This window comes from Halalkalicoccus tibetensis (assembly GCF_037996645.1).
GTDB classification, from domain to species: Archaea; Halobacteriota; Halobacteria; order Halobacteriales; family Halalkalicoccaceae; genus Halalkalicoccus; species Halalkalicoccus tibetensis.
On the sequence record NZ_JBBMXV010000001.1, the window covers coordinates 689402 to 711231 of the forward strand.

Annotated in this window: 23 protein-coding genes; 13 read left to right on the forward strand and 10 right to left on the reverse strand. The window is 68.7% G+C overall.

Annotated features, from left to right (window positions below; translation table 11 throughout):
- Positions 1 to 261: 261 nt before the first annotated feature.
- From WOA58_RS03850 to WOA58_RS03870, 5 genes are all read left to right on the forward strand, one after another.
- Positions 262 to 1455: a Cdc6/Cdc18 family protein gene (locus tag WOA58_RS03850; protein WP_340602839.1), complete on the forward strand. Its 1194-nt coding sequence runs from the start codon at positions 262 to 264 to the stop codon at positions 1453 to 1455.
- 92 nt (positions 1456 to 1547) lie between these two features.
- Positions 1548 to 2900 (forward strand): isochorismate synthase, encoded by a 1353-nt coding sequence (locus tag WOA58_RS03855; RefSeq protein ID WP_340602840.1) that lies wholly within the window; start codon positions 1548 to 1550, stop codon positions 2898 to 2900.
- A complete protein-coding gene (menD, locus tag WOA58_RS03860; RefSeq protein ID WP_340602841.1) occupies positions 2897 to 4636 on the forward strand; it encodes a 2-succinyl-5-enolpyruvyl-6-hydroxy-3-cyclohexene-1-carboxylic-acid synthase in 1740 nt (579 codons plus the stop codon). The genes WOA58_RS03855 and menD overlap by 4 nt, the downstream gene beginning before the upstream one ends.
- Before the next feature lie 36 nt (positions 4637 to 4672).
- On the forward strand, positions 4673 to 5584 hold the full coding sequence (locus tag WOA58_RS03865; protein WP_340602842.1) for a 1,4-dihydroxy-2-naphthoyl-CoA synthase: 912 nt from the start codon (positions 4673 to 4675) through the stop codon (positions 5582 to 5584).
- Positions 5585 to 5644: 60 nt separating this feature from the next.
- On the forward strand, positions 5645 to 6151 hold the full coding sequence (locus WOA58_RS03870) for a DedA family protein (protein WP_340602843.1): 507 nt from the start codon (positions 5645 to 5647) through the stop codon (positions 6149 to 6151).
- Here the strand turns inward: WOA58_RS03870 and WOA58_RS03875 are convergent, their stop codons facing one another.
- Positions 6152 to 6712, reverse strand: a complete 561-nt coding sequence (locus WOA58_RS03875) for a carboxymuconolactone decarboxylase family protein (RefSeq protein WP_340602844.1) — start codon at positions 6710 to 6712, stop codon at positions 6152 to 6154.
- Positions 6713 to 6782: 70 nt separating this feature from the next.
- Complete coding sequence (locus WOA58_RS03880) at positions 6783 to 6986, reverse strand: hypothetical protein (RefSeq protein WP_340602845.1); 204 nt, start codon at positions 6984 to 6986, stop codon at positions 6783 to 6785.
- A gap of 89 nt (positions 6987 to 7075) precedes the next feature.
- Between WOA58_RS03880 and WOA58_RS03885 the strand changes: the two genes are divergently transcribed.
- From WOA58_RS03885 to WOA58_RS03895, 3 genes are read left to right on the forward strand one after another with little or no spacing between them, the layout of a single operon-like run.
- Positions 7076 to 8011 carry a 1,4-dihydroxy-2-naphthoate polyprenyltransferase gene (locus WOA58_RS03885; protein WP_340602846.1) on the forward strand — a complete coding sequence of 312 codons (936 nt, stop codon included), beginning with the start codon at positions 7076 to 7078 and terminating at the stop codon, positions 8009 to 8011.
- The gene (locus WOA58_RS03890) at positions 8008 to 9036 is read left to right on the forward strand and encodes a mandelate racemase/muconate lactonizing enzyme family protein (protein ID WP_340602847.1); all 1029 of its coding nucleotides are present in this window, start codon (positions 8008 to 8010) and stop codon (positions 9034 to 9036) included. Before WOA58_RS03885 ends, WOA58_RS03890 begins: the two co-directional genes overlap by 4 nt.
- Positions 9029 to 10489, forward strand: coding sequence for a class I adenylate-forming enzyme family protein (locus WOA58_RS03895; protein WP_340602848.1), 1461 nt, complete (start codon positions 9029 to 9031; stop codon positions 10487 to 10489). Before WOA58_RS03890 ends, WOA58_RS03895 begins: the two co-directional genes overlap by 8 nt.
- Here the strand turns inward: WOA58_RS03895 and WOA58_RS03900 are convergent.
- Positions 10472 to 11578, reverse strand: a complete 1107-nt coding sequence (locus tag WOA58_RS03900) for an aminotransferase class V-fold PLP-dependent enzyme (protein ID WP_340602849.1) — start codon at positions 11576 to 11578, stop codon at positions 10472 to 10474. The two genes, WOA58_RS03895 and WOA58_RS03900, sit on opposite strands and share 18 nt — an antisense overlap.
- An 83-nt stretch (positions 11579 to 11661) precedes the next feature.
- Between WOA58_RS03900 and WOA58_RS03905 the strand changes: the two genes are divergently transcribed.
- On the forward strand, positions 11662 to 12015 hold the full coding sequence (locus WOA58_RS03905; RefSeq protein WP_340602850.1) for a helix-turn-helix transcriptional regulator: 354 nt from the start codon (positions 11662 to 11664) through the stop codon (positions 12013 to 12015).
- Between the two features lie 156 nt (positions 12016 to 12171).
- Here WOA58_RS03905 and gatA read toward each other — a convergent pair whose 3' ends face one another.
- Both gatA and gatC read right to left on the reverse strand, forming a co-directional pair.
- Positions 12172 to 13446, reverse strand: coding sequence for an Asp-tRNA(Asn)/Glu-tRNA(Gln) amidotransferase subunit GatA (gatA, locus tag WOA58_RS03910; protein ID WP_340602851.1), 1275 nt, complete (start codon positions 13444 to 13446; stop codon positions 12172 to 12174).
- Positions 13443 to 13721, reverse strand: coding sequence for an Asp-tRNA(Asn)/Glu-tRNA(Gln) amidotransferase subunit GatC (gatC, locus tag WOA58_RS03915; RefSeq protein ID WP_340602852.1), 279 nt, complete (start codon positions 13719 to 13721; stop codon positions 13443 to 13445). The genes gatA and gatC overlap by 4 nt, the downstream gene beginning before the upstream one ends.
- Positions 13722 to 13810: 89 nt before the next feature.
- On the opposite strand from gatC, the gene fen reads away from it, so the two are divergent.
- Positions 13811 to 14791 (forward strand): flap endonuclease-1, encoded by a 981-nt coding sequence (fen, locus tag WOA58_RS03920; RefSeq protein ID WP_340602853.1) that lies wholly within the window; start codon positions 13811 to 13813, stop codon positions 14789 to 14791.
- A 43-nt stretch (positions 14792 to 14834) separates the two neighbouring features.
- The gene (locus WOA58_RS03925) at positions 14835 to 15083 is read left to right on the forward strand and encodes a BolA family protein (RefSeq protein ID WP_340602854.1); all 249 of its coding nucleotides are present in this window, start codon (positions 14835 to 14837) and stop codon (positions 15081 to 15083) included.
- On the opposite strand, the gene WOA58_RS03930 is transcribed toward WOA58_RS03925, so the two are convergent.
- Genes WOA58_RS03930 through WOA58_RS03945 form a run of 4 tightly spaced genes read right to left on the reverse strand, consistent with a single transcriptional unit; the run spans position 15084 to position 19442 of the window.
- Entirely contained in the window at positions 15084 to 16208 is a 1125-nt protein-coding gene (locus tag WOA58_RS03930; RefSeq protein WP_340602855.1) for an ABC transporter ATP-binding protein, read from the reverse strand.
- Positions 16209 to 16236: 28 nt separating this feature from the next.
- A complete protein-coding gene (locus tag WOA58_RS03935; RefSeq protein ID WP_340602856.1) occupies positions 16237 to 17151 on the reverse strand; it encodes a carbohydrate ABC transporter permease in 915 nt (304 codons plus the stop codon).
- Positions 17148 to 18143, reverse strand: coding sequence for a carbohydrate ABC transporter permease (locus tag WOA58_RS03940; protein WP_390220387.1), 996 nt, complete (start codon positions 18141 to 18143; stop codon positions 17148 to 17150). The genes WOA58_RS03935 and WOA58_RS03940 overlap by 4 nt, the downstream gene beginning before the upstream one ends.
- 6 nt (positions 18144 to 18149) lie before the next feature.
- Positions 18150 to 19442 (reverse strand): ABC transporter substrate-binding protein, encoded by a 1293-nt coding sequence (locus tag WOA58_RS03945; RefSeq protein ID WP_340602857.1) that lies wholly within the window; start codon positions 19440 to 19442, stop codon positions 18150 to 18152.
- A gap of 262 nt (positions 19443 to 19704) precedes the next feature.
- Between WOA58_RS03945 and WOA58_RS03950 the strand changes: the two genes are divergently transcribed.
- Positions 19705 to 21111, forward strand: coding sequence for a class II fumarate hydratase (locus tag WOA58_RS03950; protein ID WP_340602858.1), 1407 nt, complete (start codon positions 19705 to 19707; stop codon positions 21109 to 21111).
- Between the two features lie 94 nt (positions 21112 to 21205).
- Positions 21206 to 21445 carry an HVO_2901 family zinc finger protein gene (locus tag WOA58_RS03955; RefSeq protein ID WP_340602859.1) on the forward strand — a complete coding sequence of 80 codons (240 nt, stop codon included), beginning with the start codon at positions 21206 to 21208 and terminating at the stop codon, positions 21443 to 21445.
- 27 nt (positions 21446 to 21472) lie between these two features.
- Here the strand turns inward: WOA58_RS03955 and WOA58_RS03960 are convergent, their stop codons facing one another.
- Positions 21473 to 21715 carry a hypothetical protein gene (locus WOA58_RS03960; RefSeq protein ID WP_340602860.1) on the reverse strand — a complete coding sequence of 81 codons (243 nt, stop codon included), beginning with the start codon at positions 21713 to 21715 and terminating at the stop codon, positions 21473 to 21475.
- Positions 21716 to 21830: the final 115 nt, after the last annotated feature.

The following is a 21830-nucleotide window of genomic DNA, read 5'->3' on the forward strand; positions in this document are numbered from 1 at the left end:
CTATGAGTCGTCGATGACGTCAAGTACTCGGGTTCGACGGTGCTCTTTCTCTGAGCCTTGGAGCCCCTTCACGAAGCCCCGTCGCGCGGCGTCGACGCGTCCACCCATCGTCGTTCCCCGGTCAGGCCGAGTAGCGTTCACGGCGGCAACCCCCGTTTCATGTGGACTTCACCCCGCTCTTCACCCCGTTTCACCGGAAACCCGGTGTGTGTGCGCCGGCCGAAACGCAAGCGCTATTTCACCGGAAACGTGGTGTGGTGTATGGTCGAGACGGACGAGCTGTTCATTCGCGATGACCCCATCTTCGTCAACAAGGAGCTGCTGGAGATCAACCACCTGCCCGACGAGGGGCGGATCGTCGGGCGCGACGAGGAGATCAAGCTGCTGGCGAACGCGGTCAACCCCGCGATCTTCGGGCAGAGCCCGAGCAACATCCTCATCTACGGGAAGACCGGCACCGGCAAGTCGCTCTGTGCGAAGCACGTCTCCCAGCGGCTCGTCGACGCCGCGGGGGGCGAGGGCGTCACCGCCGCCTTCGCCTACGTCGACTGCGCCCAGGACACCACCGAGACCCAGGCCGTCCAGACGATCGCGAGCAGCTTCAACGGCCCCGAGACCGACGTCAACGTCCCCGACAAGGGGATCAGCACCGCAACCTACTACAAACGGCTCTGGCGAATCCTCGACGAGAGCTACGACGTCGTGCTCATCATCCTCGACGAGATCGACAAGCTCGCCGACGACGCGATCCTCATGCAGCTCTCGCGGGCGGGCGAGGCGGGCAAGCTCACCGACTGCAAGATCGGCGTCGTCGGGATCAGCAACAAGATCCGCTACAAGGACCGGATGGACGAGCGCGTCAAGTCGAGCCTCTGTGAACGGGAGTTCGTCTTCCCGCCCTACGACGCCTCCCAGCTCGGCGAGATCATGGAGGCCCGCCGCGACGCCTTCCGCGAGGGCGTGCTCGACGGCGGGGTGATCCCGCGCGCCGCCGCCCTCGCCGCGCGCGAACACGGCGACGCGCGCAAGGCCATCGACATCCTGCGCTACGCGGGCGAGATCGCCCAGTCGACCGGCGCCGAGCGCGTCCAGGAGGGGTTCGTCACCGACGCGAGAAAGCGCGCCGAGACCGACCGCTTTCGCGAGCTCATCCGGGGCTCGACGCCCCACTCGCGGTACGTCCTCCACGCGCTGACGGTGCTCTCGCTCAACGAGCCCGGCACCGACGGCTTCCGAACCACGGCGATCTACGACCTCTACGAGGAGGTCTGCCGACAGGACGGCGCCGAGTCCCTCTCCCTGCGCCGGGTCCGCGACCTGCTGAAGGAACATGCCTTCCTCGACATCATCGAGCAGTCGCGCCACAGCGGCGGCAGCGCCGAGGGCAGCTATACCAGACACCGGCTGCTCGAGGACCCCGACGTGGTCCGGGACGTCCTCGTCGACGAGGTCTGAGATTCACCGGAAACCCGGTGTGTTTCACCGGAAACGTGGTGTCTCCTCCCCGGATAGGTACGCTGAAGGGGACAGAACCCCGAGGACGGGTAATGACCGTCCCGCGCCGCGACGGCCCGGCGGCAACCGCCCCCGAGGCCGAGGGCGCTACCCTGGTGAGCCGGTCCTGTGAGCTGGCGGACCTCTCCTATCGATCGTTCCTCTCGGGGCGCGATCCGCCGCGGGTCCACTGGGCCGCCCCCGACGGGCTCGAGGTCGCCGGCGGCGGTGCGGCCGCCCGGCTCCGCGCCGGGGGACCCGGCCGATTCGCGAGCCTTCGCGAGGACGCCGACCGGCTCTTCTCCACGCCCGACGTCGAGGGCCCCGAGGCCGCCCGCCCGCGGGCGTTCGGCGGGTTCGCCTTCGACGCCGATCACGACCCGTCCCCGCCCTGGGAGGGCTTTCCCGCCGCCGAGTTCGTCGTCCCGCGGGTCCAGCTGACCCGTACCGACGAGACGACCTGGCTCACGGTCTCGCGGTACGGCGACGACGCCGACCCCATGACCGTCGGCGAGGAGCTCGAGACCGTCCGGACGGAGCTCGCCGATCACCCGGCGATGCGGCCGAGCGGCGGGGTCCCCGGCGTCGCCGCGACCCGGCTGACCACCTCCCGCGAGGAGTGGACCCGACAGGTCCGAGCGGCGACCGACCGGATCGACGCGGGCGACCTGCGGAAGGTCGTGCTCGCCCAGGCGCTCGAGGCCACCCTCGAAACGCCGATCGAGGTCCCCGACGTGCTCGAGCGCCTCCGGAGGACGTATCCCGACTGTTATCGGTTCCTGCTCGAACCCACGGGGGCAGCGAGCTTCTTCGGCGCGCCCCCCGAGCGGCTGGTCTCGCTTTCGGGCCGCGAGGTCGAGACGGAGGCGCTCGCGGGCTCGGTCGCCCGCGGCGAGAGCCCCGAGACGGATCACGAGCTGATGGCGTCGTTGACCGGCAGCGAGAAGCTCCAGCACGAACAGGGGGTGGTCGTCGACACGATCCGCGAGCAGCTCGAGCCGCTGGGCGAGGTCCGGGTCGGCGACCAGGCCGTCAGGAAGCTCGCGACGATCCAGCACCTCTGGACGCCGATCCGCGCGGAATTGGCCGACGCGGAGCACGTGCTCTCGATCGTCGAGGCGCTCCACCCCACCCCGGCGGTCGGGGGCCTCCCGCCCGACGCGGCGTGGGAGACCATCCGCGAGACCGAGGCGTTCGATCGGGGCTGGTACGCCGCGCCCGTCGGCTGGTTCGACGCCGCCGGCGACGGCGAGTTCGCGGTCGCGATCCGCTCGGGCGTCGCGAGCGACGACGGCGTCACCCTCTTCGCCGGCAACGGGATCGTCGCCGACTCGGACCCCGGCGAGGAGTGGGAGGAGGTCCAGCTCAAATACCGGCCGATCCTCGACGCGCTCGCGGGCGAATGAGTGCGCCCAACCGCGCGACCCTCTGGGGACGGGCCATCGTCGACGAACTCGTCAAAGCGGGCGTCACCGACGCCTGTATCGCGCCGGGAAGCCGCTCGACCCCGCTGACGGTCGCCTTCGCCGACCACGACTCGATCACCGTGCACTCCCACCTCGACGAGCGCTCGGCGGCCTTCTACGCGCTCGGGCGCGCGAAGCGCACGGGCGAGCCGACGCCGCTGGTCTGCACCTCCGGGACGGCCGCCGCGAACTTTCACCCCGCCGTGATCGAGGCCTCCCAGTCGCGGGTCCCGATGCTGCTTCTGACCGCCGACCGCCCCGCGGAACTGCGCGATTCGGGCGCGAACCAGACGATCGACCAGACGAAGCTCTACGGCGACGCGGTCCGGAGCTACCGCGAGCTCCCCGAGCCCGCACCCGAGGACAGGCGGCTCCGCTCGCTCCGGACGACCGTCTGTCGAGCCCTCTCGGAGACCACGGGAACGCCCGCAGGTCCGGTCCACCTGAACGCGCCGTTCGCCAAGCCGCTCGAACCCACCGAGGTCGAGGACGACGTGCCCGCGGACCTCGCCGAGCGCGCTCCCCTCGCTGCCGAGGGCCGGGAGGGCCCGTTCGTCTCGGTCTCACGGGGCCGACCGACCCTCCCGGCGGCCGACCGCCGCCGGCTCCTTGAGGCGATCCGGAACGCCGAGCGCGGACTGATCGTCGCCGGGCCCGCCGACCGACTTGGCGGCGAGGCGATCCGCGAGCTCGGCCGAAAGACGGGGTTTCCGGTCCTCGCCGACCCGCTCTCGGGGGTCCGCTTCGGTCCCGGTGAGGGGCCCGTCGTCGGCGGCTACGACTCCTGGCTCCCCGCCGTCGAGCCCCCCGACCCCGACCTCGTGTTGCGGTTCGGCGCCTCGCCGACCTCCAAAACGCTCCGGGAGTACCTGCGGGACACCGACGCCCGCCAGTTCATCGTCGACCCCGCCGGCGAGTGGCGCGAGGCGACGTTCACGGCGACGGACCTCGTCGCCGCCGACGGGACCGAACTCGCCCGGGCACTCGCCGCGGAGATCGATCCCTCCGCGGCGAACGACGACTGGCGAGAGCGATTCGAGCGCGCCGAGAGGGAGTACTGGGGGCTGATCGACGCGGAGGGCGACGAGCTCTTCGAGGGCGCGGTCCTCGAACGCGTCTTCCGGGACGCGCCCGACCCCGCGACGCTGTTCGTCTCGAACTCGATGCCGATCCGCGACGCCGACCGCTTCGCGCGGCCCCGCGATGCGGCCCTCACCGTCCTCGGCAACCGCGGCGCCAGCGGGATCGACGGGATCACGAGCAGCGCGCTGGGTGCCGGGAGCGCCACCAACGACTCGCTCGTTCTGGTCACGGGCGACCTCGCCTACTACCACGACACCAACGGCCTGCTCGCGCTTTCCCGATGTGGGGTCGACGCCACGATCGTCCTGCTCAACAACGACGGCGGCGGCATCTTCCACATGCTCCCGATCGAGGGGTTCGATCCGCCCTTTACCGGCCAGTTCAAAACCCCGCATGGCCTCGACTTCGCGCCGACGGCCGACCTCTACGGCTTCGAGTTCGTCCGGACGGATTCCCTCTCGGAGTTCGAGGACGCGTATGCGGCCTCGCTCTCGAGCCCGGGCACGCAGGTGATCGAGGTCGTCACGGACAGCGAGGCGAGCCATCGACGGCGCGAGGCGGTCCACGAGCGGGTCAACGAGCGTCTCGGATGAACGAAGCTTTTGTCGGCCGGTTACGTACTGGCGCGTATGGTTTCCGACCTCTTCGACCCCGATCGCTGGGAGGCGATCGATCACGACTTCGACGACGTCACCTATCACCGCGCGCGCGAGACCGGCGCGGTTCGGATCGCCTTCGACCGCCCCGCGGTGCGTAACGCCTTCCGGCCCGGCACCGTCGACGAGCTGTATCGCGCGCTGGACCACGCACGAAAGCAGACCGACGTCGGCTGCGTGCTGCTGACCGGCAACGGCCCCTCGCCGAAGGACGGCGGCTGGGCGTTCTGTTCGGGCGGCGACCAGTCCGTGCGGGGCGGTTCGGGCTACGAGTACCGCGGCGACGACGAAGCCGACGCGGACGACTCCGACGACGTCCGCGAGGCCAAAGCCGGACGACTCCACATCCTCGAGGTCCAGCGGCTCATCCGCTTCATGCCCAAACCGGTCGTCGCCGTCGTGCCGGGTTGGGCGGTCGGGGGCGGCCATTCCCTCCACGTGATCTGTGACATGACGCTGGCGAGCGAGGAGCACGCGAAGTTCCTCCAGACCGACCCCGACGTCGCGAGCTTCGACGCGGGGTTCGGGTCGGCCTATCTCGCCCGACAGGTCGGCCAGAAGAAGGCCAGGGAGGTCTTCTTCCTCGGGAAGACCTACTCCGCCGAGGAAGCGGTGGAGATGGGGATGGCGAACGAGGCGGTCGCCCACGAGGAGCTGGAGGAGACGGCCCTCGAGTGGGCCGAGGCGATCACCTCGAAGAGCCCGACCGCGATCCGCATGCTGAAGTTCGGGTTCAACGCGGTCGACGACGGGATGGTCGGCCAGCAGGTGTTCGCCGGCGAGGCCACCCGATTGGGCTACATGACCGACGAGGCCCAGGAAGGCAGGGACGCCTTCCTCGAGAAGCGCGACCCCGACTTCGACGACTACCCCTGGCACTACTGAGGCAGCGAACGACGACGGATCGGCTTATGCCGTCGGGAAACGAAGAACGGCCCGAACCGCATGCTCGATCCCGTCGTCGACGCCGCCTTCTCGCTGCTGGTGGTCGTCGGCCTCCCGGCGCTGTTCGTCTTCTTCCTCCTCAAGGGGGCGCTCGTCGGGAAGTTCCTGCCGACCTCGCTGTTCCTGCCGGGCTACGTCTTCGCGGTCTCGCCCTCGGGGGCGGGGCTCGTCGCGATCGTCGTCGTCAGCACCGTCGGCTACGCGGCCGGGCAGCTGCTGGTCTACTACGGCGCCCGCAGGAACGGGGTATCGTTCCTCCGGTCGGCCCCCCGGATCCGGCTCTCGGAGGCACGCCTGCGCCGATCGGAGGAGCTGTTCGACCGGTATGGCGGCCCGGCGATCTTCGTCACGAACATGATCCCCTATCTGGGCGGGCTCGCCCTGATCCCGGCGGGGATCGCCTCCTATCACCTCCGGGGCGTGCTCGTCTACGCGCTGAGCTCGACGCTGATCTACCATGCCGCGCTGGTCGCCGCCGCGGCCGGCGTCGTGGACCTCCTCCTGTAGCTACTCGCCGTCCTCGCCGCCCCCTTCTCCCGGCTTCCAGCCGACGAACTCCCCCTCCAGTTCGACGCCCAGCGCGTCGATGATCCCGCCGAGGCCGGCGTATCCCTCCGCGAGCGCCGCGATCCCGACCACCGCCGACTCGTCGTAGTGCTCCGCGATGGCCTCGTGCTCTCGATCGTCGACCTCGCCGCGGACGACCGCGACCGCGTATCGAAGCAGGGCCGCCTCCTCGCCGTCGAACTCGTCGAACTTCCCGCCCGAGACCGCGGCGATCGTTTCGTCGTCGATCCCGACGTCCCGTGCGATGTTGACGTGCTGATGGAACTCGTACTCGTTTCCGATCTCCCGGGTCACCGCGAGGATCACGAGCTCCCGGCGCCGATCGGTGAGGCCGCTGTCGCTCCAGAGCGAGGAGAGGAAGCCACGCAGCCCGGCGAGCACCGCGGGGTTGTTGCCGAGCGCCCGATACACGTGCAGCGGGCGGTCCTGCAGCGACGAGACGAGCAGGTCTCGATGCTGTTCGGGGACGTCCTCGCTTTCGACGTAGGGTACGCGGGCCATACCGGGCGAACGACGGGACAGGAGTTAGATCTATGTGCCTCGGTATCACTCACCGGCTCGGGTCGCGTGGTTACTCCGTTCGCAGCCACGAGCGAACGCCCACCGCCACGGCGACGACGGCGAACCCGACTCCGAGCAGCCAGCCGGGCGATCCCACGGGAGCACCCCACGAGCCGCCCGAAAACGCGACCGAGACCAGGAACGTCGCCAGCCCCAGCAGGAACACCGCCAACGCCACCGGCGACGAACGGGCCTCCGAGAGCGTGTATCGCATACATGTGATGTGTTCCCAAACAACAAGTAACTTTCCACCGTCAGATCGAACCACAGGCGCTATGCGCCGCCACCGGCAACTGGGGACGAATGAGCACGGTCGACGTCTCCCGACGGAAAGCGTGGCTGATGGCCGCACGCCCGCAGACGCTCCCGGTGGCCGCGGCGCCGATCCTGGTGGGGGTGGGCCTCGCGCTCGAGGACGGCGTCTTCGCCCTCCTGCCCGCGCTCGCGGCGTTCGTGGGCGCGGCGCTGATCCAGATCGGGACGAACTTCGCGAACGACTACTACGACGCGATCAAGGGCGCCGACACCGACGACCGCGAGGGCTTTACTCGAGTGACGCAGTCGGGGCTGATCGCCCCCGAGGAGGTCAAGCGCGCGATGGCGCTCACGTTCGCGCTCGCGATCCTCGTGGGCTCCTATCTGGTCTACGTCGGCGGGGTCCCGATCCTCGCCATCGGCCTCGCGAGCGTCGCAAGCGGGATCGCCTACACCGGCGGCCCCTACCCCTTCGGCTACCGCGGGCTGGGCGACCTCTTCGTCTTCGTCTTCTTCGGGCTGGTCGCGGTGACGGGGACCTACTACGTCCAGGCCGCCGCGGTCCTCGCCGAGCCGTTCCCCCTCTGGATCCCGCCCGGCACGGTCACCCTCGAGGCGGCCGTCGCGAGCCTCCCGGTCGCCGCCCTCGCCACCACGATCCTCGTGATCAACAACGTCCGGGACCTCGAGACCGACCGCGAGGCGGGCAAGCGGACCCTCGCGGTCATGCTCGGCTACCGGTTCAGCAGGGCCGAGTTCGTCAGCCTGTTCGCGCTGGCGTATCTCACCCCACTGTGGTTCCTCGCGTCGGGCTTCGGCCTCCCGGTCCTGCTCCCCTATCTGACCCTCCCCTACGCGGCGCTGCTGGTTCGGACGCTGCTCACCCGGACCTCGGGCGAGGCGCTCAACCCGGCGCTCGAACGCAACGGCAAACTGATCGCGGCCTTCGCCGCGCTGTTCGCGATCGGGCTGGTGATGGGATGAGGGTCGAGGAGTTCTCCCTGTCCCTCGAAACGCCGCTCTCGACGGCGGCCGGCGAGATCCGCGAGCGGCGGGGCGTGGCCGTCGGGATCGGCGACGGCGTTGGCGAGGCGATGCCGCTTCCCGGCTGGACCGAGTCGTTCGAGGAGTGCCGGGAGGCCCTCGCGGACGTCGGCAAGTCCGACCCCTCGTCCGCGCTCGCGGACCTCGACGACCGCCCCGCAGCACGCCACGGCCTCTCGCTCGCGCTCGCCGACCGGGACGCTCGCGATGCCGGACGCTCGCTCGCTCAGCACCTGGGCGCGGGCGGGGGGTCAAAGGGCCCGGTCGAATCGGTGCCCGTCAACGCCACCGTCGGCGACGGCTCGGTCGAGAAGACCGCCGACGCTGCCCGGAAGGCGATCGCAGAGGGGTTCGGGACGGTCAAATGCAAGGTCGGCGCGCGCCCGGTCGAGGAGGACGTCGAGCGCGTCCGCGCGGTCCGCGGGGCGATCGGGAACGGGCCCGCGCTCCGGCTCGACGCCAACGGGGGGTGGAACCGGGAGGAAGCCGAACACGCCCTCAATTCGCTCGCCGAGTTCGACATCGAGTACGTCGAGCAGCCGCTTCCGGCCGACGACGTCGCGGGCCACCGCGAACTCACCTCCTCTATGCCGATCGCGCTCGACGAGTCGCTGGCCGGGCGCAGGGCCGAGGAGATCGAGGGACTGGCCGACGCGGCCGACGTCTTCGTCCTGAAGCCGATGGCGCTGGGCGGGGTCGATCGGGCGGTCGAACTGGGGCGGCGACTCGACAGCGTCGTCGTGACGACCACCATCGACGCCGTCGTCGCCCGAACGGCAGCGATCCACGCCGCCGCGGCGCTCGATCCCGACCACGCCTGCGGGCTTGCGACCGCCGACCTGCTCGCCGGGGACCTCGCGCCCGATCCCGCGCCCGTTACTGATGGTCGGATCGAGGTCCCGCAGGGGCCGGGACTGGGAACTGACGGACCCTGGAGCGAGAACGGGGGTGGGGATGATGCGTGATCCCGTCAGCTACCAGCGCCACGCCGTCCCCCATGCCACGGCACTGGTCGACGCCGGGACCGACGAGGAGTGGACGTACGCCGAACTCGACCGGGTGGTGGGACGGACCGCCGGTCGGCTGTGGTCGCTCGGACTCCAACCGGGCGATCAACTGGGCGTGCTCGCCGACACCTCCCCCGAGTTCGTACGCATCGTCCACACGGCGTGGCGGGTCGGGGCGGTGTTGGTCCCGTTCAACACCCGGCTGCCCGAGGCGGAGCTCCGCGAGCAGGTCCGGAGGGTCGACGCGACGGCGATCCTCGCCGAGGAAGGGTATGCAGAGCGCGCGCGGGCGGTCGCTGACGCCCCGGTCGAACCGCTTCCGGCGCTCGCCGAGGAGCCGGTCGCCGAGTTCGGCGCCGAGGACCCGCCGATCGACTCCCCTCGCGCCATGCTCTTCACCTCAGGGACGACTGGCGAGCCGAAGGCGGTCGTCCTCACGGGCCGGAACCTGCTCTCGAGCGCCGTCGCCTCCGCGTTCCGGCTGGGTGTCCTGCCCGACGACCGCTGGTACGACCCGCTCGCGGGCTACCACATGGGCGGGCTCGCGCCGATCGTCCGTTCGGCGCTCTCCGGCACCCGCGTCGTCCTTCCCGGAGGAAGCGGCTTTGACGCGGGGCGGGCGCTCGACGACCTCCACGAACACGACGCCACGGGCGTCTCCGTGGTCCCGACGATGCTCGACCGGCTGCTCGACGCGGGCGATCCCCCCGACTCGCTGCGGTTCGTCCTCACGGGGGGCGCGCCGACCCCGCCGGAGCTGATCGCGCGCTGTGGGGAGCGCGGGGTCCCGATCCACCCCACCTACGGCATGACCGAGACGGCCTCGCAGGTCGCGACCGCCCGGCCCGAGGAAGCGTACGCCGAGCCCGAGCGTGCCGGCCACCCGCTCGCGTTCACCCGCGTCCGGGCGGTCGACGGGGACGAGCCCCTCGGACCCGGCGAACCCGGCGAGCTCGTCGTCTCGGGGCCCACAGTAATGGAAGGGTACTACGACGACCCGGAAACCAATGATCGGGTCTTCGGGCCCTACGGCTTCCGGACGGGCGACCTCGGGGTCGTCGAGGGGGACGGCTCGGTTCGTGTCATCGGGCGCGTCGACGACGCGATCATCACCGGCGGCGAGAACGTCCATCCCGCCGAGATCGCCCGCGTCCTCCGCGACCGTTCGGGGGTCGAGGACTGCGCCGTCGTCGGCCTGTCCGACCCCGAATGGGGCGAGCGGGTCTGTGCGCTGGTCGTCGGCGACGTCGCGGAGCCCGCCCTCCGGGAGTTCCTCGAGGGCCGGCTCGCGGACTACAAGCGCCCGAAGACGATCGCGTTCGCCGACGAACTGCCCCGCACCGCCTCGGGCACGGTCGACCGCGGGGCCGTCCGCGAGCTCCTCGCGGAGCGCTCAGAGCCCCTCGAGTAGGGCGTCGATATCGGATTCTGTGTTGATCGCGTGGACCGACGCCCGGATCGCCTTCGGGTCAGGAAGCGTTCGAACCTGTATTCCCTGCTCCGCGAGTCGTTCGACGGTCTTCTCAGGGCTCTCGTCCGTAAACGTCACCAGCCCGCTCTCGTACTTGCGGGGGCTCAGCAGGCGCTCCTCGCCGAGCCCCTCCTTGAGCCGATCGGTCAGCTCGGCGATTCGGGACTCGATGGTGTCGTAGCCCACCTGCTCCATCGTTTCGATGGCTTCGGCGAGCGCGGCGTACGGCGCGGGGTTGGTCGTGCCGACCTCGAGCCGGCGGGCCCCTTCGTGGAAGGCGTAGGACTCGGCGTCGGGTTCGGCGACGCTGCGATACCCTATCGAGCGGGGTTCGATCTCCGCGAGGAACTCGGGCGAGACGGCGAGGAAACCGGCACCCCACGTCCCGAGCAGCCACTTGTGGCCCGCCGCGGCGACCGCGTCCGCGCCCCACTCCTCGACGTCGAGCTCGGTCTGCCCCGGCATCTGCACCGCGTCGACCAGCACCCGCGCGCCGGCGTCGTGGGCGATCTCGACCAGCTTCTCTACCGGGAGTCGCGTCCCGTGGGTCCAGGTGAGTGCGCTGAAACAGACCAGCCGCGCGTCCGCGACCGCCTCGGCGTATTCGTCGGGATCGATCCGCCCCTCGTGGGTCTCGAGTACCCTGACCTCGAGGTCGTTGACGTCGGCCAGCCGTTGCCATGGCAGGATCCCCGCCGAGTGTTCGAGATCGGTACGCACGACGACGTCGCCGGGCTCGAAGTCGACCGCGCCCGCGATCCGGTTGATGCCATCGGTCGTGCTCTGGGTCATCGCCACTCGCCGCTCGTCGGTGCCCAACAGCTCCGCCACCGCCCCACGAGCCTCGTCGTAGACCCGGTTCGCCGTGACGTACATCCCCTCGCCGGCGGGCGAGTCGTACTCGTGGTGCTCGAGACAGCCGGTCGCGGCCTCGACGATCCGTCGGGGACTGGGCCCGCTCGCGCCCGTGTTGAGGTAGGTGCAGTTCTCGAACCCCGGCGTCTCGGCCCTGAGCTCCTCGGGAGTCATGGACCGGCCTACGGACAGGGCCGTCATGACCCTCCCGGTCGCGGACGGTCAACGTTAAAGGCGTCGGGCGGCGTTGTTCGGGTATGAGCGCCGCCGAACTCGAAGCCGAGCTGTCGGAGGACGAACGCGCCGGCCTCGAACTCGTCCGCCAGAGCGGGGGGATCCACCAGAGCGACTTCTGGAAGGAACTGGACGTCTCCTCGCGAAAGGGTAGCCGGATCGTCGACAAACTCGCGGAGTCTGAGCTGATCGAGCGCCACGACACCGTCTACAACGGCCACAACACCTACCTGCTCACCCCCGCGGCCCGCGATCTGGACTTCTCGCTGCTGATGGCCGGCGACATGCTCTCACCCTTCATCGGCGAGGAGGAGATCGACGCCAACAGCGACGCCTTCTCGCAGTGGATCATGAACCTCGCCTACGAGGAGTACTGAACGCACGTTTTTACCCCACCCCACTCGCTTCGCTCGGGGGCGGGCCAAAAACCTGTCTGGCGGGACCGAAGGTCCCGCTGGCGCCACTGAGCTAGGCTCAGTGAGCGCACTAAAAACTCTCGTCACGGCTCCGCCGCGACGAGCCCGCGTCTCGTCTCAGCCCTCGAGCGCGCTCGCCGCGCGGACGATCCGCTTCTCGCCGAATTTCGGCCCGATCAGCTGGAAGCCGACAGGCAGGCCGTCGGTCGTCCCCGCGGGCACCGAGATCGCCGGCAGGTTCGCGAGGTTGACAGGGACGGTATTCGCGTCCGAGAGGTACATCTGTAGCGGGTCGTCGAGGCTCTCGCCCAGCTCGAAGGGGGGGACCGGCATCGTCGGGCTCGCGAGCACGTCGGCCTCCTCGAACGCCTCCTCGAAGTCCTGCTCGACCCACGCGCGGGCCTGTTGGGCCTTCCCGTAGTACTTCTCGTGGTAGCCCGCCGACAGCGCGTAGGTCCCGAGCAGGATCCGCCGTTTGACCTCGTCGCCGAAGCCCCGATCGCGCACGTCCGCGAAGCTCTCGTTCCAGTTGCCCTCCGAGTCCGTGTCGGGCCCGTACCGGACCCCGTCGTAGCGCGCGAGGTTCGAGGAGGCCTCGGACATCGCGATCACGTAGTAGGCGGCGACGGCGTGCTCGATCGAGGGCAGGCTCACCTCGTGGGAGCTCGCGCCCCGCGATTCGAGCTCGTCGATCGCGTCCCAGAAACGCTCCCGGACGCCGTCGTGGGCACCCTCGACGAGCTCGGTCGGGATCCCGATCGAGAGCCCGTCGACGTCGCCGTCGACGGCGCCCGCGTAGTCAGTTTCCGCACCCTCTCGGCGAGTGGTCGCGTCACGCTCGTCGGGGCCCGCGATGGCATCGAGCAGCCGGGCGGCGCCCTCGACGGTGGGCGCGAGCGGTCCGATCTGTTCGAGCGAGTTGGCGTAGGCGACCAGCCCGTATCGCGAGACCAGCCCGTAGGTGGGTTTGATCCCGACCACGCCGCAGAACGCCGCCGGGTTGCGGATCGAGCCCCCGGTGTCTGTTCCGAGCGCGAGGTCGGCCTCGCCGGCGGCGACCGCCGCCGCGGAGCCCCCGGAGGAGCCGCCGGGCACGTGGCCCTCGGCCGCGGGGTTCTCGGTCGAGCCGAAATGGGAGGTCTCGGTGGTCGAGCCCATCCCGAACTCGTCCATGTTCGCCTTGCCGACGATCTCCGCGCCGGCGTCCTTCAGGCGCTCGACGACCGTCGCGTCGTACGGCGGGACGTACTCCGAGAGCATCGCCGACCCGCAGGTGGTGCGCACGCCCTCGGTGCTGATGTTGTCCTTGACGGCGACCCGCTCACCAGCGAGGGGTCCCTCCCGGTCGCCTGCGATTCGTTCCTTCGTGATGAAGATCGAGTCCCCGCTCATGAGACGCTCGGTCCCTTGAAGTAGCCGTCCTCGGAGTCGGGGGCGTTCCGCAGCGCCTCCTCCTGGGAGAGGCCCTCGCGGACCTCGTCGGCGCGCATCACGTTCTCGAGGTCCCCATCGCGTTCGGCCTCGGGCACCTCGTCGAGAGTCTCGAACGCCGAGAGGATCTCGCTGAACTGCTCGGAGAACTCCTCGACCTCCTCGTCGTCGAGGCCGATCCGCGCGAGCTCCGCGACATGGCGGACCTCCTCGTCGGGGACGGACTGGTCGCTCATACTCTCCACCACCTCCGGACGGGGAGTAAGGGTTTCGAATGGACCCGCCCATCCGTAGCTTGAAACCGTCTCCCTCCCTACCCTCGCCGATGGGAAACGCAGCACTCCGGGAGCTCGCGGCGATCGAGGAGGTCCCCTTCGAGGAGATTTCGGGGGCCGTCGTCGCGATCGACGCCCACAACTGGCTCTATCGCTACCTGACGACGACCGTCAAGTGGACCGCCGACGGCGTCTACACCACCGCCGACGGCACCGAGGTCGCGAACCTCGTGGGGGTCGTCCAGGGTCTGCCGAAGTTCTTCGAGCACGACATCGTCCCCGTCTTCGTCTTCGACGGCGTCGTCACCGACCTCAAAGAGGCCGAAATCGACGATCGCCGGGCAGCCAAGGAACGCGCCGAGGCCGAGGCGCGGGCCGCCCGCGAGCGCGGCGACAGGGTCGAGGCCGCCCGCCTCGAAGCCCGTACACAGAGCCTGACCGAGACGATCCAGCAAACGACTCGTGAGCTACTCGAGTTGCTCGACGTCCCCTACATCGAGGCGCCTGCCGAGGGCGAGGCCCAGGCCGCCCACATGGCCAAAGCGGGCGACGTCGACTACGCAGGCACCGAGGACTACGACGCGCTGCTGTTTGGCGCGCCGCTGACGCTGCGCCAGATCACCAGCAAGGGCGACTCCGAGCGGATGGACCTCGAGGCCACCCTCGCGGCCCACGAGCTGACCTACGAGCAGCTGGTCGACGTCGGCATCCTCTGTGGGACCGACTTCAACGAGGGCGTCCACGGGCTGGGGCCGAAAACAGCAGTAAAAGCGATCCACGAGCACGGCGATCTCATGAGCGTCCTCGACGCCCGGAACGCCGCGATCGACGACGTCGAGTCGGTTCGCGAGCTGTTCCTCGATCCCGACGTGACCGACGACTACGGCTTCGACACAGCCCTCTCGCCCGACATCGAGGCCGCCCGCACGTTCGTCGTCGAGGACTGGGAGATCCCGGCCGACGAGGTCGCCCGCGGCTTCGAGCGCATCGAGGAGTCGGTGACCCAGACCGGGCTCGACCAGTGGACCTGAGGACTCGAAAACCGTTTTCCCCCTCCGGGACGCAGTCGGTGGTATGGACACCGACGACGTCGCCGAACTGATCGAATCGGATATCGAGGACGCGGAGGCGACCGTCACCCAGCCACGGGGCGTCGACGACGAGGACCACCTCGCCGCGGTCGTCGTCTCGCCGGCGTTCGAGGGCAAACCGCTGGTTCAGCAACACCAGCTGGTCTACGACGCGCTCGGCGACCACATGACGACCGACATCCACGCCCTCGAACTGAAGACCTACACGCCCGAGGAGTACGAGAAACAGTAGTCAGACCGGCGGCTCCGCGAGCTCCTCCTCGAGCCGGCGGTTGTGTAGCGCCTCGCCGGTCTCGCGGTCGAAGAGGTGGATCGCGTCCTCGGGCAGCCGGACGGTGACCGCCTCGCCCTGGGCGACCTGGCGCATCCCGCCGACGGTGGCGATGAAGCGGGTCTCGCCGATCCGGAGGTGAACGCTGTTCTCGTTACCCATCGGCTCGACGACGAGCACCTCCGCGGCGTAGTCGTGATCGCCCGCCTCGCCCTCGACCAGTTCGATGTCCTCCGGGCGGACCCCGAGGGTCAGCGCCTCGGCCTCGAGCTTCCCGGCGATCTCCGCCGACAGCGGGTACTCGAAGTCCTCGGCGACGAGCCGATCGCCCTCGCGTCGCACGTCGAAGAAGTTCATCGACGGCTCGCCGATGAAGCTCGCGACGAACTGGTTTCGCGGGCGGTGGTAACACTCGAGCGGCGTGGCGACCTGCTGGAGCACGCCGCCGTCGAGGATCGCGATCCGGTCGCCCATCGTCATCGCCTCGGTCTGGTCGTGCGTGACGTAGACGGTCGTCACGCCCAGCTCCTCCTGGATGCGCTGCAGTTCCGTGCGCATCGAGGAGCGCAGCTTCGCGTCGAGGTTCGAGAGGGGTTCGTCCATCAGGAAGACGGCTGGATCGCGGACGATCGCCCGCCCCAGCGCGACGCGCTGTTGCTGGCCGCCCGAGAGCTCCCGGGGGTAGCGATCCAGCAGGTCGTGGATCCCCATCATCGACGTCGATTCCTCGACCCTGCTGTCCATCTCCTCGTCCGAGAGGTCGGTCGACTCCTCGAGCCCGAAGCGCATGTTCTCCCGGACGGTCATGTGGGGATAGAGCGCGTAGCTCTGGAACACCATCGCGATGTCCCGTTGCTGGGGCTTCTGGTCGTTTATTCGTCGACCGCCGAGGCTGATCTCGCCCTCCGAGATCGTCTCGAGGCCGGCGACCATCCGCAGGGTCGTGGATTTCCCACAGCCCGACGGGCCGACCAGGACGAGGAACTCGCCGTCGGCGATGTCGATCGAGGCGTCGTCGACGGCGACGATCCGCTCGCCGTCGTCGTCGAAGTACTTCGTGACCCCGTCGAGGATCAGTTCGGCCATGCTCCCTCCATGGTGGTGTGTCGTGTGTTCATGCTCCTTCTCCTGCGACGCCCTCCGCGAACTGCTTTCCGAACATGACGTAGACGATCAGTGTCGGAAGCGCCGCGATGAACGCGCCGGCCATCTGTATGTTGTACTCCTGTACCAGTGCGCCCTGCAGGGCGTTTAGCTCTTGGGTGACGACGAAGAACTCCGACGACTGGACGATCACCAGCGCGAACAGCAGGTCGTTCCAGACCTGCGTGAACTGGTAGATCAGCGTCACCGCGAACATCGGCACCGAGAGCGGGAGGATGATCCGCCGGTAGATGCGCGCGACCGACGCGCCGTCGAGGCGCGCGGCCTCCAGCATGTCGTCGTCGATCGTCTGGTAGTACGACCGGAACAGCACCGTACAGATCGGGATCCCGTAGGCGGTGTGGGTGATCGTCAGCTCGATCAGGTCGCTTCGCGGTTCGAGCACCGGGACGCCCGTCAGCAGCGACGCGACGTCGACGAACGACCAGAACTGTCGCAGCGGGACGAGCACCGCCTGGTAGGGGATGAACACGCCCGCGATCAGCAGTGCGAAGACGAAGATCTGGCCGCGCCAGCTCACCTTCGTCAGCCCGTAGGCCGCGAGGCTGCCCAGCGTCGCCGACAGCAGCGTCGCCGGCAGCGCGAAGAACAGGCTGTTGACGAGCGAGCCACGCAGGTTGAACAGCGAGCCCTGCAGCGACTCCCAGGCCGCCAGCCACGGCTCGATCGTGAAGCCCTCGGGCCCCGGCGGCGCGAAGGGTGTCGTGCTTGCGAACGCCTGGGTGGACTTGATCGAGGTCATCAGCCCGCTCTCTAGGGGAGCGAGGTAGAACCCGACCATGGCCAGCAGGACCGCGTAGAGTCCGACCCGTCTGGGCGTGAGCCCTTCGAGGAACCCCTCCTCGTTCGATCCTCCGCCGCTCATAGCTCACCTCGTCTGTACTGCATGTAGATGTAGGGTGCGATCACGCCGAGCGCCATCGCGAACAGCACGATGGCGATCGCCGAGCCGTACGCCCAGTTGGTCGCCGAGAACGCCTGTCGGTACATCATCACCGCGAGGATGTCCGCCGACCGACCGGGGTTCGTGCCGAACATCACGTAGATGAAGTCGAACGCCTTGAGCGCGAACACCATGAGCACGACCGCCGCGCTCATCGTCGCCGCCCGGAGCTGCGGGACGATCACCCGCCAGTACATCCGGACCGTGCTCGCGCCGTCGACCTTCGCGGCCTCGTAGTGCTCGTCGGGGATCGACCGCAGCCCCGCCAGATAGACGATCAGGCAGTAGCCGCTGAACTGCCACATCAGCGCGAAGATGATCGCCGCGAGGCGGAACCTGGGATCCCCGAGCCAGTTCATCGCCAGGAAGTCGAGCCCGAGCGCCTGCAGCGTGACGTTGATCCCGCCCGAGGAGACGTTGTACATCCACGACCAGAAGATCGCCGTCACGACAAAGGAGAGGCTGAACGGCAGCAGGTAGATCGTCCGGAACGTGTTCTCGAAGCGGATCCCCTGATCGACGAGGATCGCCATCAGCAGCCCCAACACGAGCGCGACCGCCGTGAAGACGATCAGCAGAACGAACGTGTTGCGGGTCGCCGCGATGAAGTTCGCGTCCTCGAGCATGATCCGATACATCTCGAGCGAGAGGCTCGAGTAGTCGGGCTGGCCGAGCCCGGACCAGTCGGTCAGCGAGATCAGGAAGTTCCAGCCGATCGCCCCGTAGACGAACAGCCCGACGAGCAGCGCCGCGGGCAGCCAGAACGGTAGCGACTCCAGTAGCTCGTTGTCGATCGAGTCCGACCCGATGCTGAAGCGGCGGCCGGTCTCGGTCCCGCCGTCGGTTCGGACCGCTTCCTCGGTGGATCCGTCGCCTCGTCGACGCCGTAGCCGGCGTAACGTGTCGCGAATCACGTCCGATTACTCGAAGACGGAGACGATCCCGTCGTACGCCTGATCGGCGTCGAAGCTCTCGTTGAAGTTGGCGAACACGCCCTCCATGTCGCTGTGCTGGTCCGGGGGGAGTGCGAGCCCGTGGGCGATCTGTGGGGGTTGGTCCTCGCTCTCCTCGAAGTCCTCCATCTGGGCTTGGAGGAACTCGGTGAACTCGCCCATGTCGACGTCGGTACGGGGCGGGATCGATCCCTTCTCGACGTTGAACCGGGCCTGGGCGTCGGTCGTGCCCGCGTAGGCGAGGAAGGCCTCGGTCGCCTCGGGCGAGGGGTTCTCCGTCGGCATCACGAACGCGTCCATCACCGTCTGGTAGAGCCCCTCGGTGCCGGGGAACGGGATGTAGTCCCAGTCCTCGCCGTACTCGAAGTCCTCGCTGGCCTCGTACTGGCCGGCCGCCCAGTCACCCTGGTGGAGGAACGCCGCCTCGCCGTTGATGATCCGGTTGTTCGCCTCGTCCCATGCGACGGAACTGGCGTCGTCGTTGAAGTACGCGGCGTATTCGGCGGTGAGTTCGAGCGACTCCATGACCTCGTCCTCGACGCTCTCGGGGTCGCCGTCGATCGTCGTCTGGTAGGCGTCGGGATCGAGGCCCAGCAGCGCGTTCTCCCAGAGCTGCAGCGTCGACCACGGCTCCTGAGTCTGGTGGATCATCCCGACCGAGCCCGCGTCCTCGACGGCCGCGAGGGCCTCGACCAGCGCCTCGGGGTCCTCGATCTCCTCGGGGTCGATACCCGCGTCCTCGACGACCTCGACGTTGTAAAAGAGGTTGTTGAGACGGTGGATGTTGATCGGCACCGCGACGAAGGTCCCCTCGTCGTCCTGGGAGAGCTCCCGGGGTCCGTCGAGGTAGGCCTCCTGCATCTCGTCGTCCCAGATGTCGCCGACGTCCTCGAGCAGGTCCTCCTCGGTGTACAGCGTCAGCGCCTCACCCGGCCAGATCTGAAAGGTGCTCGGCGGGTTGCCGTCGATCACGCGGTTGCGGACGTCGGCCTCGAGCGCGCTGCCCGCACCGCCGGGCGTGGGGTTGTTGTCGACCTCGTAGTCGGGGTACTCCTCCTCGAACCCCTCGATCAGCGCCTCGATGGCGTCCTCCTCGCCACCGGCGGTCCACCAGTGGGCGATCTCGAGCTCGCCCTCGCCGTTCCCGTCGCCGTCGCCGCCCATACAGCCGGCCAACCCGGCTACCGCCGCCGCACTCGCCGCCCCGCTCGCTCGTAGATAGGTCCGGCGCGAGATCGTCCGTGATTGATCATCATTCATGGTTAGTACTGTAAGTACGACCGTATCTGTTCGGTCAGGACACTTAACAGTTTCGAGGTTTTTTCATAGTCGAATAACAACGTAAATCTATATCTGTTACATACATCCCTTCGGGTGATTTCCGCCCTACCACTCTGATATGATACATACTGACATGGCGTACTGAGGGGTCCGTCCCGGGGAATCACGTTCGGAATCGGCGGGGTCGCGTCGGCCCGCCGGTTCCAGTAGGTTTTACCCCGCGGGCCGTGAGGTCCCGGGTATGAGCGAGGACGTTCGGATCGAGGAGGACAGTCTGGGCGAGATGGAGGTCCCCGCCGAGGCCTACTGGGGCGCACAGACCCAGCGCGCGGTGGAGAACTTCCCGATCAGCGGGATCACGTTCGGTCGGCGGTTCGTCCGCGCGCTCGGGATCGTCAAGAAGGCCGCCGCACAGGCCAACCGCGACCTCGAGCTGGTCGAGGAGGACACCGCGGAAGCGATCATCGAGGCCGCAGACGAGGTCATCGCGGGCGAGCACGACGACCAGTTCCCGGTCGACGTCTTCCAGACGGGCTCGGGCACCTCCTCGAACATGAACGCCAACGAGGTGATCGCGAACCGCGCAACCGAGATCCAGGGGGGCGAGATCGGCTCGCGGGACGTCCATCCCAACGACCACGTCAACTACGGCCAGTCGTCGAACGACGTGATCCCGACGGCGATGCACGTCGCGAGCCTGGAGGCCGTCGAGAAGGACGTCCTGCCCGCCCTCGAGCTCCTCGAGGACGAGCTCGAAACGAAGGAGGAGGAGTTCTCGAACGTCGTCAAGACCGGCCGCACCCACCTGCAGGACGCCACGCCCGTCACCCTCGGCCAGGAGTTCGGCGGCTACCGGACCCAGATCGAGAAAGGACGGGTCCGCGTGAAGGCGACCCGGGCACATCTCGCGGAGCTCGCGCTGGGCGGCACCGCGGTCGGGACGGGGCTGAACACCCACGAGGAGTTCCCCGAGCGCGCGGCGGAGTACATCAGCGAGGAGACGGGGGTCGACTTCGTCGAGGCCGACAACCACTTCGAGGCCCAGGCCGCCCACGACGCGATGGTCGAGGCCCACGGCGCGCTGCGCGTGGTGGCGGGCTCGATGAACAAGATGGCGAACGACATGCGCCTGCTGGCCTCCGGCCCGCGAAACGGACTTGGCGAGCTCGAACAGCCCGAGAACCAGCCCGGCTCCTCGATCATGCCCGGGAAGATCAATCCCGTCGTCGCGGAGTCGGTCAACCAGGTCCACAAGCAGGTCGTCGGCAACGACGCGGCCGTCTCCGCCGGCGGGGGTCGCGGCGAGATCGACCTGAACCTCTATAAACCCGTGCTCGCGCACAACTTCCTCGAGTCGGCCGGGATGCTCGCCAACGCCGCCGAGACCTTCGGCGAGCGCTTCGTCGCCAAGCTCGAGGCCAACGCCGAACACTGCGAGGAGCAGGTCGAGCAGTCGATGGCGCTCGCGACCGCGCTCAACCCACACATCGGTTACGACAAGGCCAGCGACGCCGCCAAGACGGCCCTGAAGGAGGACAAGACGGTCCGGGAGGTCGTCGTCGAGAAGGGCTACCTCGAGGAGGGCGAGGTCGACGAGGTGCTCGACCCCGAGCTGATGACCCACCGCGGAATTCTCGGCCAGGAGTAACGTTCGGGAACGGGAATCGCGTTCACCGTTCACACGCCTCAACGAGCGGATAGAAACCAGTACAGCTATGTCTGACGTGTGAGTAGCATCTGATATGTACACGTGTCGTAACTGCAAGCGGACCTTCCGGACCGAGCTCGCGCTGTCGCTTCACCGCGACACGTGTGCGGAGGGTCAGCTGTTTTGCCAGGCCTGTGGGGACCGCTTCGCCGAGCGCCGGGCCACCCGCGACGGCTGGCACTACGCCTGCCCCAACGACGACTGCGAGGGCGAGGGACTCACCGAGGACATCCTCCGGGTCGACGACGTACGGATCACGACGCGGACCCAGTAGCCCCCTGTTTCTGATTTGGTCCGCCCGCTACTCGAACCGTGCGTCCTCCGAGAGGACGATCCCGCGCGCGATCGCGTAGACCAGCGCGTTGCCGATCCCGGTGACCATGAGCAGGACGGCGAGCCACCGAAGCGCGTCGGTGAGGACCGAACCCTCGAGCGCGACCGACGGGAGCGCCACCACCAGGGCGACCGCCCACCAACACAGCAGGATCGTGCCGATGACGAACCCGTCGGCGATGATCTCCTCGAGCGAGAGCGATGAGTCCATACGTGTTCGCACGGTGACTCGATACAAAACCCCAGTGCCCGTCGAGCCGGGACTGGGACGAGGGCGGGCCTCGTCGGGGCCACCGCCGACTGGACGGTTTTTTACCCCTCGGCTC

What these genes read in the sequence shown, in the direction of transcription:
- WOA58_RS03850 (WP_340602839.1), top strand. Translation starts at nt 262, where the DNA reads ATGGTCGAGACGGACGAGCTGTTCATTCGCGATGACCCCATCTTCGTC.
- WOA58_RS03855 (WP_340602840.1), top strand. Translation starts at nt 1,548, where the DNA reads ATGACCGTCCCGCGCCGCGACGGCCCGGCGGCAACCGCCCCCGAGGCC.
- menD (WP_340602841.1), top strand. Translation starts at nt 2,897, where the DNA reads ATGAGTGCGCCCAACCGCGCGACCCTCTGGGGACGGGCCATCGTCGAC.
- WOA58_RS03865 (WP_340602842.1), top strand. Translation starts at nt 4,673, where the DNA reads ATGGTTTCCGACCTCTTCGACCCCGATCGCTGGGAGGCGATCGATCAC.
- WOA58_RS03870 (WP_340602843.1), top strand. Translation starts at nt 5,645, where the DNA reads ATGCTCGATCCCGTCGTCGACGCCGCCTTCTCGCTGCTGGTGGTCGTC.
- WOA58_RS03875 (WP_340602844.1), bottom strand. Translation starts at nt 6,712, where the DNA reads ATGGCCCGCGTACCCTACGTCGAAAGCGAGGACGTCCCCGAACAGCAT.
- WOA58_RS03880 (WP_340602845.1), bottom strand. Translation starts at nt 6,986, where the DNA reads ATGCGATACACGCTCTCGGAGGCCCGTTCGTCGCCGGTGGCGTTGGCG.
- WOA58_RS03885 (WP_340602846.1), top strand. Translation starts at nt 7,076, where the DNA reads ATGAGCACGGTCGACGTCTCCCGACGGAAAGCGTGGCTGATGGCCGCA.
- WOA58_RS03890 (WP_340602847.1), top strand. Translation starts at nt 8,008, where the DNA reads ATGAGGGTCGAGGAGTTCTCCCTGTCCCTCGAAACGCCGCTCTCGACG.
- WOA58_RS03895 (WP_340602848.1), top strand. Translation starts at nt 9,029, where the DNA reads ATGCGTGATCCCGTCAGCTACCAGCGCCACGCCGTCCCCCATGCCACG.
- WOA58_RS03900 (WP_340602849.1), bottom strand. Translation starts at nt 11,578, where the DNA reads ATGACTCCCGAGGAGCTCAGGGCCGAGACGCCGGGGTTCGAGAACTGC.
- WOA58_RS03905 (WP_340602850.1), top strand. Translation starts at nt 11,662, where the DNA reads ATGAGCGCCGCCGAACTCGAAGCCGAGCTGTCGGAGGACGAACGCGCC.
- gatA (WP_340602851.1), bottom strand. Translation starts at nt 13,446, where the DNA reads ATGAGCGGGGACTCGATCTTCATCACGAAGGAACGAATCGCAGGCGAC.
- gatC (WP_340602852.1), bottom strand. Translation starts at nt 13,721, where the DNA reads ATGAGCGACCAGTCCGTCCCCGACGAGGAGGTCCGCCATGTCGCGGAG.
- fen (WP_340602853.1), top strand. Translation starts at nt 13,811, where the DNA reads ATGGGAAACGCAGCACTCCGGGAGCTCGCGGCGATCGAGGAGGTCCCC.
- WOA58_RS03925 (WP_340602854.1), top strand. Translation starts at nt 14,835, where the DNA reads ATGGACACCGACGACGTCGCCGAACTGATCGAATCGGATATCGAGGAC.
- WOA58_RS03930 (WP_340602855.1), bottom strand. Translation starts at nt 16,208, where the DNA reads ATGGCCGAACTGATCCTCGACGGGGTCACGAAGTACTTCGACGACGAC.
- WOA58_RS03935 (WP_340602856.1), bottom strand. Translation starts at nt 17,151, where the DNA reads ATGAGCGGCGGAGGATCGAACGAGGAGGGGTTCCTCGAAGGGCTCACG.
- WOA58_RS03945 (WP_340602857.1), bottom strand. Translation starts at nt 19,442, where the DNA reads ATGAATGATGATCAATCACGGACGATCTCGCGCCGGACCTATCTACGA.
- WOA58_RS03950 (WP_340602858.1), top strand. Translation starts at nt 19,705, where the DNA reads ATGAGCGAGGACGTTCGGATCGAGGAGGACAGTCTGGGCGAGATGGAG.
- WOA58_RS03955 (WP_340602859.1), top strand. Translation starts at nt 21,206, where the DNA reads ATGTACACGTGTCGTAACTGCAAGCGGACCTTCCGGACCGAGCTCGCG.
- WOA58_RS03960 (WP_340602860.1), bottom strand. Translation starts at nt 21,715, where the DNA reads ATGGACTCATCGCTCTCGCTCGAGGAGATCATCGCCGACGGGTTCGTC.